Annotated in this window: 8 protein-coding genes; 1 reads left to right on the top strand and 7 read right to left on the bottom strand. The window is 70.0% G+C overall.

Annotated elements, in window-relative coordinates:
- Positions 1 to 682 (top strand): ATP-binding protein (locus VGF12_RS15280; protein WP_331176901.1); only part of this gene is annotated, 682 nt, incomplete at its 5' end.
- On the opposite strand, the gene VGF12_RS15275 is transcribed toward VGF12_RS15280, so the two are convergent.
- The 7 genes from VGF12_RS15275 to VGF12_RS15245 all read right to left on the bottom strand — a co-directional run.
- Entirely contained in the window at positions 679 to 2,001 is a 1,323-nt protein-coding gene (locus VGF12_RS15275) for a sugar MFS transporter (protein ID WP_331176900.1), read from the bottom strand. The two genes, VGF12_RS15280 and VGF12_RS15275, sit on opposite strands and share 4 nt — an antisense overlap.
- A 5-nt stretch (positions 2,002 to 2,006) precedes the next feature.
- The gene (locus VGF12_RS15270; protein WP_331176899.1) at positions 2,007 to 3,104 is read right to left on the bottom strand and encodes an acyltransferase family protein; all 1,098 of its coding nucleotides are present in this window, start codon (positions 3,102 to 3,104) and stop codon (positions 2,007 to 2,009) included.
- A complete protein-coding gene (locus VGF12_RS15265) occupies positions 3,097 to 3,795 on the bottom strand; it encodes a GDSL-type esterase/lipase family protein (RefSeq protein ID WP_331176898.1) in 699 nt (232 codons plus the stop codon). The genes VGF12_RS15270 and VGF12_RS15265 overlap by 8 nt, the downstream gene beginning before the upstream one ends.
- A 2-nt stretch (positions 3,796 to 3,797) precedes the next feature.
- Entirely contained in the window at positions 3,798 to 6,551 is a 2,754-nt protein-coding gene (locus tag VGF12_RS15260) for a TonB-dependent receptor (protein WP_331176897.1), read from the bottom strand.
- Positions 6,548 to 9,061, bottom strand: a complete 2,514-nt coding sequence (locus VGF12_RS15255) for a family 20 glycosylhydrolase (RefSeq protein WP_331176896.1) — start codon at positions 9,059 to 9,061, stop codon at positions 6,548 to 6,550. Before VGF12_RS15255 ends, VGF12_RS15260 begins: the two co-directional genes overlap by 4 nt.
- A 162-nt stretch (positions 9,062 to 9,223) precedes the next feature.
- Entirely contained in the window at positions 9,224 to 9,919 is a 696-nt protein-coding gene (can, locus tag VGF12_RS15250) for a carbonate dehydratase (protein WP_414710104.1), read from the bottom strand.
- Positions 9,889 to 10,477 (bottom strand): pyridoxal-phosphate dependent enzyme (locus VGF12_RS15245; protein WP_331176895.1); only part of this gene is annotated, 589 nt, incomplete at its 5' end. The genes VGF12_RS15245 and can, both read right to left, overlap by 31 nt.

Genomic DNA, 10,477 nt, shown 5'->3' with positions numbered 1-10,477 from the left:
GATCCAGGCCTTCAACGACATGCAGGAGCGCATCCGCCTCTACATCAGCGATCGCGAGCGGCTGTTCGCGTCGATCTCCCACGATCTGCGCACGCCGATCACGCGGTTGCGCCTGCGCAGCGAGCTGCTCGACGACCCCGCCGTGCAGGACGAGTTCCACGAGGACCTTGATGAGCTGGACCTGATGGTCAAGACCGCGCTGCAGATCGTCAAGGACGCCGACATCCACGAGAACCGCGTGCCGGTGCGGATCGACCTCGTGCTGCAGAAGCTCACGCGCGACGCCCGGCTGGCTGGCCACCCGGTTGAGCTGCAGGCACTGCCGATGCAGGTGCTGGGCAAGCCGCTGGCGCTCAAGCGCGCCCTCGGCAACCTGCTGGACAACGCGGTGTTCTACGGCGGCGAGCGGCGCCCCATCGAACTGCGCATGAGCGCCGGCGAGGCCGGCCTGGAGCTGACCGTGCGCGACCACGGCCCCGGCGTCCCGGAGGCCGCGCTGGCGCGGCTGGGCCAGCCCTACACGCGGCTGGACGCGGCCCGCCACCTGCGCAAGGACGGCCTGGGGCTGGGCCTGTCCATCGTGCGCGACATCGTCGCCGACCACGGAGGCAGCCTCGTGCTGCGCAACCACCCCGAAGGTGGCTTCGAGGCGCGCGTGACGCTGCCCGCCAAGCCCGCCTAGGTAGCTGCCCAGCGCCGCAGCCGGCTGCCCGCCAGCGCGTAGAACAGGATCAGTCCGTACCAGGGCAGCAGGACCCAGTAGGCCGGTTGCGACCCGCGCACGTCCGCCAGGTGGCCGTACAGCATCGGCAGCAGCGCGCCACCGGAGATGGCCATGATGAGCAGCGCCGAGCCGGCGGCCGTGTGCCTGCCAAGGCCTTCCAGCGCCAGCGGCCAGACGGCCGGCCAGACCAGCGCGTTAGACAGGCCCAGCAGCGCCAGACACAGCACCGTGTCGGGCACGGCCGGAACGCCGGCCCAGCCCAGCAGGGCCTGCGACCAGCCGCTGTCAGTGGACGAGCCCAGCGCCACGCCCAGCGCGAAGACCAGGCCGCTGCCGGCCGACCAGGCCAGCGCCGCACGCTGCGACAGCCGGCGCGGGATCAACAACACGCCCAGCACATAGCCCAGCACCATGAAGCCCATCGTGTACGAGGTCAGCACGCCGTAGTGCGCGACGCCGAGCTGGTGGCCGTACAGCGAGATGGTGTCGCCGGCGATGACCTCCACGCCCACGTAGCCGAACAGCGTGACAGCGCCCAGCACCAGCTGCGGGTGCTGCAGCAAGCCTTGGCAGGAGCCTGCATCGGCAGGCGCGCCGGCCGCGTCCAGCACCGGCTCGCGCAGCGACGAGAAGTGGATCAGCGCCATGAACAGCAGCAGCGCGCCGGCCATCACCGCGTAGGGGTAGACGAGGCGCTGCGACAGGTCGTTGCGCACCGCCTCGCGCGCCACCGCATCCAGCGCGCCGAGGCTGGCCTCGGAGACCTGCTCCATGCCGGACAGGATCAGCGCCGTGAACACCAGCGGCACGACTATGCCGGCGCCCTTGTTGAACAGCCCCATGATGGAAATGCGCAGCGCGGCGCTTTCGCGCGGGCCGATGCAGACGATGTAGGGGTTGATGGCCGTCTGCATCAGTGTCATGCCTGAGGCGAGCGTGAACAGCGCGATCAGGAAGATCGGGTACAGCCCCGTGCGCGCGGCCGGGATGAAGAGCAGCGCGCCCAGCGCCATGACGCCCAGCGCAAGCGTCATGCCGCGCTTGTAGCCGGTGCGCGCGAGGAGGGCCGCCGATGGCAGCGCCATCACCGTGTAGGCGATGTAGAACGCGAACGCGACCCACAGCGCCTGGAAGTTGCTCAATTCGCAGACGACCTTCAGGAAGGGAATCAGCGAACCGTTGAGCCAGGTGACGAAACCCAGGATGAAGAACATCAGCCCGATGAAGAACATCGGCAGCAGCACGTCGCGGCCGGAGGGAGTGGTGTTGGATTGCATGAAGGTCAGACTCGTACGAACCAGCGGCGCTGCTGCATCCACAGCGCGAGCGCCGTGCAGCAGGCCAGCAAGGCGAGGGCGAAGGCCAGCGAGCCGGGCTTGCTGCCGGCCCAGGATTGGAAGACGTGGGCGAAGATCCACTCGAAGGCCGGCTGCCCGCCCAGCCGCAGCGTCCACAGCAGCGCCATCACCACCTCGGCCAGCAGATAGATGAACAGGGTGTTGCGGCCCAGCGCCACGAATGGCGCCGTGCCGAAGCGCCAGCCGCGCCGGTCCAGCAGCTCGCTCAAGGCGGCCAGAAGCAGCAAGTCCACGCCGATGCAGAGCAGCGCATAGGAGCCCGTCCACAGCTTCTTGTTGACGGGCTGCCAGCCGGCCCAGAGCAGGGCCGCCGCCAGCGCGAGTGCGCCGGCCGCCAACAGCGACCCCAGCCGGCCGCCGCGCCGCAGCCACTCACCCGCCGCATAACCGGCGAGCACATTGACCAACGACGGCAGCGTGCCCAGCAGCCCCTCGGGTTCGTAGGGCAGGCCCTCGCCGCCGTAGAGATGCGTGGCGCCGAGCAGCCAGAGGTCCAGGCGCCGCGCGGCGTTGCCGGCCAGGCTGAGGTCACCGCCGAACTGCAGCGCGAAGCCGTGCGCGAGCAGGCAGGCCGCGACGCCCACCACCACCGTGCGCGGGCGGCAGAAGTGCAGCAGTAGCGCCGCCCCCGCCCAGCAAAGCGCGATGCGCTGCAGCACGCCGAGGATGCGTAGCTTCTCGGTGGGCAGCCAGGTCCAGCCGCCCCCGGCCAGCGTGCCGAACGGGAAGTTGCTGACGAAGACGCCAAGCAGGAACAGCAATACGCCGCGCCGCGCGATCCTGGCCAACACGGCCTCTGTACCTAGCGACCGATAGCCCGGCAGCGTCAGCGCCAGCGCGTTGCCCACCGCGAACAGGAAGCTGGGGAAGACCAGGTCGGTCAACGTCAGGCCGTGCCAGGGCGCATGCAGCAGGGGGCCGTAGGACAGGGTCTCGCTGATCGACATGTTGACGACGATCATCAACGCGAGCGTGGCGCCGCGGAACACGTCCAGCGCCAGCGAGCGGCGGGCCTCAGTCATGGCGGTGGGCGCTTAACGCAGGCTCGATGAGCCTGCGCATCACCGCGTAGCCGGCTGCGTTGGGATGCACGCCATCGCCCGAGTAGGCCGCCGGCAGGCCACCGTCGCGGTCGACAAGCGCCGCGTGGTAGTCCACCCAGCTGGTGCGGTACTCGCGCGCCAGCCCGTACAGCAACCGGTTCAACTCGGCGACCTGCGGCACCGGCTTCAGGGCGGGCGCCCAGGGGTAGCGCTTCACGGGCAGCACCGCACACAGCACCACTTCCACGCCCTCGGCGCGCGCTAGCTGCACCATGGATCGCACGTTGCCGGCGATCGCCTCGGGGGTCATCGGTCCGGTGTTGCCGGCGATGTCGTTGGTGCCGGCCAGCAGCACCACGAGGCGGGGCCTTAGCGCCAGCACGTCGGGGCCAAAGCGCAGCAGCATCTGCGCCGTGGTCTGGCCGCTGATGCCGCGGTTAACGTGGTGGCGGTCGGAGAACGGACCCGCGGGCTGCTCGCCCCAGCCTTCGGTGATCGAGTCTCCCAGGAAGACCACGCGCGCCGCATCGGGCGGCTGGGCCTGCAGCGCCGCGTTGGCCGCACGGTAGCGGCCAAACTGGGCCCAGTCCTCCACTTCGCCGGCCGGCGCCAGCGCGGCGGCCAGCCCCAGCAGCGCGGCCAGCGCCGCGCATCGAAGTTGCCGGCTCATCGTCAGAACTTGTAGTTGACGCCGAGCAGGTACTGGCGACCGTACCGCTCGTAGACGCCGGGGTAGAAGACGCCCGGCACCTTGCCGCTGTTGGAGTCCACCGTCATGCGGTTCTGGTAGGGCTCGTCGGTCAGGTTGTTGACCTCGAAGTTGATGGACAGCCCCTTCAGCGGCCCGGCCTCGAAGTTGTAGCCCAGCTGCAGGTCGGCGATGCGCTCTGGCTCGATGGTCGTGTAGCCGATGTCGCCCCAGATGTTGCGCACCGAGGCCATGTAGCGCGACCGGTAGCGCTGCGCGATACGGGCCTCGAAGCCGTTCTTCTCGTAGTAGAAGATGAGGCTGCGCACGGTGCCGGAGAGGCCTTCCAGCGGATTGTCCAGGTCGTTGTTCTGGTGGATGTTGCTGCGCGTGTTGGACTGCGACAGCATGGCTCCGAAGCCGTCCAGCAGCGGGGTCAGGCGGGTGGCATCCAGTGACACGGTCAGCTCGGCCCCCTGCACGTGGCCACCGTTGCCGTTGGCCACGGTGTCGAGCTGGCCGGCGTAACTGCGGATGGGGTAGCGCGAATCGCCCTTGAGCGGATCGGGGTAGCCGGTGAAGTCCCAGGCGATCTTCTGTGCGTAGACGGTGCTCTTCAGGTTCTTGCGAAAGGCGGCCAGCGATACGTAGCTGTGCTTGTCGAAGTACTTCTCCAGCGACAGGTCGAGGGCATCGGCGCGCCAGGGATCCAGGCGCGGGTTGCCGCCCGCGGCCGACCACAAGCCCTGGCCGGTGGTCGAGCGCGCGATGCCGGACACCCCGGCGCGCATGTCCTCCATGTTGGGCCGGGCCAGCACGCGGGCCAGCGCGAAGCGCAGCGTGGTGCCGGCACCAAGGTCGGCCGCCAGGTTCAGGCTGGGCAGCACGTCGGTGCGGCTCTTGCCGCCGCTGACGGGCACCGTGGCCTCGTCCTCCTCGATCCAGGCCAGGCCCAGCCCGCGCTGGCGGCTGCGAACCACCTGCAGGCCGACGTTGCCGTGCACCGGCACGCCGATATCGAAGTCCAGGTCGAGCCTGCCGAAGGCGGTCAGCACCTTCTCGCGCACCGCCCACTGGCGATCGGGCGCGGAGCTGAGGTCGTCCAGGCGCGAACTGAACAGCCCGGTGGCGAGCAGGTCACCGACGAAGAAGTTGGCGACCGACGGCAGGCTGCCGAAGCCCAGCGTGGCCGGCGACTTCAGGATACCCGTGGGGAAGGCCAGGCTGTTCGCGCCCGACTTGAGGTCGTAGGCGTACTTGAGCGCGCTGTAGTCCTTGCTGCGCTGCACGTAGTTGACACCGAAATCCAGCTGCTGCAATGCGCCCCAGTCGAGGCTCTTGCGTGCCGTCAGGCGCGCACTCTTGAGGTCATCACGCACGCGGAAGACGCGCGACTCGCCCATCTGGCCCCAGTAGCCCTGCAGGCTGACCAGGGTCGGGTCGGCCCAGTCGACCGAGGGCACGAAGTGGGAGAAGCCGGTCATGGAGATGTCCGTGCTCGTGAAGCCGGACGGCCTGCCGGGGCCGGCGTACATCTCGGCGGTGCTCTCGTCGCGGTTGGCGCGCGACCAGGACAGGTCGCCCACAGCGGTCCAACCGTAGCCAAGCTTCTGCTCGTGGTTCAGCCCCACGGCGGAGATCCGGTCACGACGCGTGTTGGCGCGCGACAGCACCTTGCCGTCGATGTTGTCGATGGCTCCGCCGACAACGACCTTGTCACCGCCATGGTCGGCGTAGACCGGGTTGCGGTAGGACGAGCCGGCCCAGACGCTCATGCCGCCCTGGAACTCGCGGCCCTCGAACGTCTTGCGGAACGTGGAGTGGTAGAGGTCCAGCACGGTATGCGCGCTGTCGCTGGGCTTGTATTCGAGGACGCTCATCAAGCCGTTGCGCACCTGGGTGGTCGCGAAGGCGGTGGCCTCGAAGGCCTGCAGCGACACGGCGTCGCGGGCCAGCCCGGGGATGCCGCAGTCCGGGTCGCAGCCGTTGGCGGCGGGGTCGTAGATGTCGGTGCGGGCGGTGTTGGCGAACCACCAGTTGGAGTAGTGCTGCTGCTGCTCGGGACTGTCGAGGTGCGCCACGCCGACGGCGAAGCCGAACTTGCGGTCGGCGGACTGGTCGATGTAGGACGCGCTCAGGCGCTTGCCCTTGTTGCTGAGGCCGGGAATCTGCTCGCTGTTGGAGCTGGCTTCCATGCGCGCGTTGACGTTGCCCTGGCGGCCCTTGAAGTCCAGCGGGCGCACCGTCCGCATATTGACGGTGCCCGACAGACCCTGGGTGCCGAGGGCGGCGTCGGGCGTCTTGTAGACGGTGGCGCCGGACAGCAGCTCGGCGGGGAACTGGTCGAACTCCACCGAGCGGTCCGAGCCGCCGCTGACCATCTCGCGGCCATTCAGCAGCGTCACGCCGAAACCGGGCGCCATGCCGCGGATGGAGATGGCCTGGGTCGTGCCGTTGACGCGCTGGGCCGCCAGGCCGGGCAGGCGCGCCAGCGATTCGGCGATGCTGGTGTCGGGCAGCTTGCCGAGATCCTCGGCGCTGATGGCCTCGATGATGGAATCGGCATTGCGCTTGAGTCCGATGGCGCTCTCGATGGCGCTGCGGATACCGCTGACCTGCACCTGGTCCAGCTTGGCCGGCGCTGAGGTCTGGGGCTGCGTCTGGGCCTGCGCGGCCAGCGAGGCACAGGCCAGCGCGACCGGGGTGGCAAATCGACACAGGGTCTTGCAAGATGTCATGGAGTTTCCTTGGCGTTGTCGTTGTTCAAGGCGGGAAGCTGGCTGCTGCGGCCCGGGCGGCCGCGGCTGTCGAAGGCGGTCACGCGCACGGGGCCGCGGCTCTCGATGGGGCCGGTGACGAGCGGGCTCGCGGCTGTGGGCGCGCTGCCATCGGTCGTGTAGCGCAGCGGCTGACCGGCCCAGGGGTAGTTGACGAGCACGCGGGCGGCGTCCCGCGGGTCGCGCAGCAGGCCGGGCGGCGCGATGCGGTAGTGCAGGTCGGGCCGCTCCGCATCCAGCCGCGGCAGCACCTGGGTGCCGGCCTGGGCCAGAAAGCGCGCCAGGTCGGCGCGGTACAGCGCGGGGGCCCGGGTGGCGGGGGCCGAGGCCCAGGCCGGATCGGCGCTCCAGGCGCGCTCGGCCATGGCCAGCAGGCGCGGCATTAGCATGTAGTCGGCGCGCGCGGCGCTTTGCACCGTCTCGGTGAATAGCGTCGCCTCCAGGCCAAGCACGTTGCGGCGCCCGGCCGGCGTGAGTCGGGCGAGCCTGGCCGTCAAGGCGCCGCCGCCCTGCCGCGCTGGGTTCAGCGGCACATAGCCGAAGACCCGGTCGAGGTCGACGATGGCTGCCCAATCGTGGCCCGGCTCGTGCGGGTCCCGCAGGTGGGCCATGTCGAAATAGAGATGGCGCGCAGAGGCCATCACCGTCGGGTAGCCGGCATTAGCCAGGCGCACGCCGAGGTCTTCGGCGCCGGCCATCGTGTTCCAGACGTAGAGCGCGACGTCGCGTCCGGCCAGGCGCGGGTTGGGCCGGCCGCCGCGCATGCCCATCTCCTCCCAGCCCGCCAGGGCGACGCCATGGGCCGCGGCGAGGCGCTGCATGCGGTCGAAGAAATGGCTCCACAGCGCTGGCGCGTCCTTCAGGCCTTCGCGCTGCATCAACGCCTGGCTGGCAGGCGACTGCTGCCAGGCCCCGGCCGGCACCTCGTCGCCGCCCAGGTGCAGGCGGCGCAGCGGCACGCCGGCTTCGCGGTAGAGGCCGACGACCTCGGCGACGACGGTGTCGATGAAGCGGTAGCTGGACGGCAGGCCCGGGTCCATCAGATTGTCGTCGTAGAGCTGTGCGGACTGATAGCGCGAGCGGTCGGCCGGGTCGCGCAGTCGGTAGGCGTTGGCTGCCTGCGGGTCGCTGGCAGCCAGTCGCGCATGGCGCGCCTCCATCGCGACGACCGCGGCACGTGCATGGCCGGGCAGGTCGAACTCGGGAATCACGGTGATGCCGAGGTCCGCCGCCTGACGCAACAGCGCGATGAACTCGGCGCGGCTGTAGTGGCCGCTGCCCGGCGGCGTGTCAGCTTTCGGTCCCGAGGCATAGGCCGGTGGCAGCATCGCCAGCGGATCGGAGGAAAGCCCGCGCTGCGCGCCGACGGCAGTGAGCTCTGGCAGCGCGGCGATCTCCAGCCGCCAGCCCTCGTCATCGGACAGGTGCAGGTGCAGCGTGTTGAGCTTGAGCCGCGCCATCAGGTCCAGCACGCGGCCGACTTCCTGCGGCGTCATGAAGGAGCGCGCGACGTCCAGCAGCAGGCCGCGGTAGGCGAAACGCGGCGCGTCCACAAGATGCAGCGCCGGCAGCGCGAGGCCGGGCACCGGGCCGCTGGACGGCAGCAGCTGGCGCAGCGACTGCAGGCCCAGCGCGACGGCCTCTGGCGTTGCGCCGCGCAGCGTGGCGCCCTGCGGCGTGATGCGCAGCTCGTAAGCCTCGGGGCTGGCCTGGCCGGTCACTCGGCCAAGTTCCAGCCTGAAGCTGCCGTCACGCTGCTGGTGCGCCAACACCCCATCCAGCCAGCCCTGCAGCTGGCGGGCCTGCGCCGCCAGCTGCGTCGGCGCGACGACCTGCGGCGCGGCCTGCAACCGCCACTCGCCTGCGGCACGCTGCCATTGCAGCGGCTTGGGGAAGACCGGCGGCAACTCGCTCCGGTCCACAGGTTGCATCGCCGCATAGCGCGCGTACAGCGACTGCGCGTCGGCCAGGGGCTCCGCGCCCGTCGGCAGCGTGATGCGGGCGCGATCGATGGGATCAAGCCGCCACCCCTGCGCCGGCACGGCCGCCTCCGGATGGGCGTCCTCGGCCACGAAAGGGGACTGTGGCGCCTTGGCGGGCTGCCAAAGGATCTCTGGATGGCGTAGCGTCACGCGCTGCTCGGCGCCGGGCACCAACGCCGGGAAGCCCTCGGCGGGGCGCAGCCGGTAGAGCGTGCCCTTGACCTGCTCGACGCGCATGCCACCGGGCATGGGCCCCGGCTCCAGCCCCGCCAGCACGGTGAAGTACAGCGACCAGCCCTGCACCGGCAGGGGCGCGGTACCGGCATTGCGCAGCGCCAGCACGGCCTGCGTCTGCCCATCGGGTGCGGCGCTGCTGACGCCCGCGCGCTCCAGCGTCCAGCTCAGCTCAAGCCGCGGCGGCTCGGCCTGGGCCAAGCCTGCCACGATGGCCGCCGCAGCGGCAAAAAGGAAGTGCCGCATGTCGGCCATGAATCTCGTCTCCTCCCGTGTTCGGGTCGGCGCGAGAATGCCATGCACCCCTGGGGGAACTGGTGCTTCAGGGCCGCTTCTTCGCCCTTCCCTACCAATCTCCAGGCTGCGTCACGCAGCGGCAGCTTTTGCAAGGTTTTGCAAGGCAAAACCCAAGGGTTCTCACCCGGTATGGCGGGCCTTCACCAACGCCAGCGAGCGACGGTAGGCCGGCTCGATGTCCTCCACGCGCGCGGCCGAGATCTGCAGGTCTTCCAGCAGGCCGTTGTGCAGGCCGTAGACCCAACCGTGCACGACCACCTCCTGGCCGCGCGTCCAGGCGTCCTGCACCACCGTGGTGTGGCAGGCGTTGCGTGCCTGCTCCAGTACGTTGAGCTCGCACAGCGCGTTGACGCGATTGGCGTCGGGGATGGTGTCCAGCCAGGCCTGATGCATGTGGCGCACGTCCTGCACATGTCGCAGCCAGTTGTCGACGAGGCCCACGCGCAGGTCGCGCAGCGCCGCCACCACGCCACCGCAGTTGCTGTGGCCCACGATGATGACGTGGCGCACCTTGAGCTGGTCCACGGCGAACTGCATCACCGACAGGCAGTTCAGGTCGGAGTGCACGACCACGTTGGCGACGTTGCGGTGCACGAACAGCTCGCCCGGCAGCAGATCCACCAGCTCGTTGGCCGGCACGCGGCTGTCGGCACAGCCGATCCACAAGTATTGCGGCGTCTGCTGCTTGAGCAGGCGCGAGAAGAAGCCAGGCGATTGGGCCTCGGTCTCCTCGGCCCAGCGCTTGTTGTTGTCGAGCAGGTCCTGCAGCTGGTGGTTGGTCGTCGTCATGCCGGCATTGTCGCGGGGCTGCTCCATTGGCGCAGCAAATCCAGAGAAACACCCATGCCGCCGCAGACTTCGACGAGCACACGCCGGTAGGGGCGGGCGTGGTGATCCACCGCCGCGAGGGCCGCGCCGCAGGCCGGCTCGACCAGCACGCGCTGCGCATCGACGAAGCGGACGCAGGCCGCGGTGGCCTCGGCGTCGCTGACCTGCACGGTGATCGTGGGATGCGAGCGGGCGCGCTCGAGGGCTTCGGCGGCCACACGGCGCGCGCCCAGCGAGGTCGCGATGGAGGTGATGGCTGGCAGTGTGACCAGTTCACCGGCGCCGAGGCTGGCCTGCAGGCTCGCGGCGCCCTGGGTTTCTACGGCAATGACCGGCACATGGTCGAGGCCATGGCGGCGCAGGCCCGCGACGATGCCGCAGAACAGGCCGCCGCCGCCTACGGCCGTGACAACCGCGTCGAAGGCCAGCCCTGCCTCGACGACTTCATCGATCAGCGTGGCGTGGCCGGCCCACAGCAGAGGGTGGTCGAAGGGGTGCACATAGGCCGCGCCACGCTCGGCCGCCAGCTTCAGCGCGAACTCGTGC

The organism is Roseateles sp. (assembly GCF_036404855.1).
Lineage (GTDB): Bacteria > Pseudomonadota > Gammaproteobacteria > Burkholderiales > Burkholderiaceae_C > Pelomonas.
This window is presented reverse-complemented; position numbering and strand designations above follow the sequence as displayed.

What these genes read in the sequence shown, in the direction of transcription:
- VGF12_RS15275 (WP_331176900.1), bottom strand. Translation starts at nt 2,001, where the DNA reads ATGCAATCCAACACCACTCCCTCCGGCCGCGACGTGCTGCTGCCGATG.
- VGF12_RS15270 (WP_331176899.1), bottom strand. Translation starts at nt 3,104, where the DNA reads ATGACTGAGGCCCGCCGCTCGCTGGCGCTGGACGTGTTCCGCGGCGCC.
- VGF12_RS15265 (WP_331176898.1), bottom strand. Translation starts at nt 3,795, where the DNA reads ATGAGCCGGCAACTTCGATGCGCGGCGCTGGCCGCGCTGCTGGGGCTG.
- VGF12_RS15260 (WP_331176897.1), bottom strand. Translation starts at nt 6,551, where the DNA reads ATGACATCTTGCAAGACCCTGTGTCGATTTGCCACCCCGGTCGCGCTG.
- VGF12_RS15255 (WP_331176896.1), bottom strand. Translation starts at nt 9,061, where the DNA reads ATGGCCGACATGCGGCACTTCCTTTTTGCCGCTGCGGCGGCCATCGTG.
- can (WP_414710104.1), bottom strand. Translation starts at nt 9,919, where the DNA reads ATGGAGCAGCCCCGCGACAATGCCGGCATGACGACGACCAACCACCAG.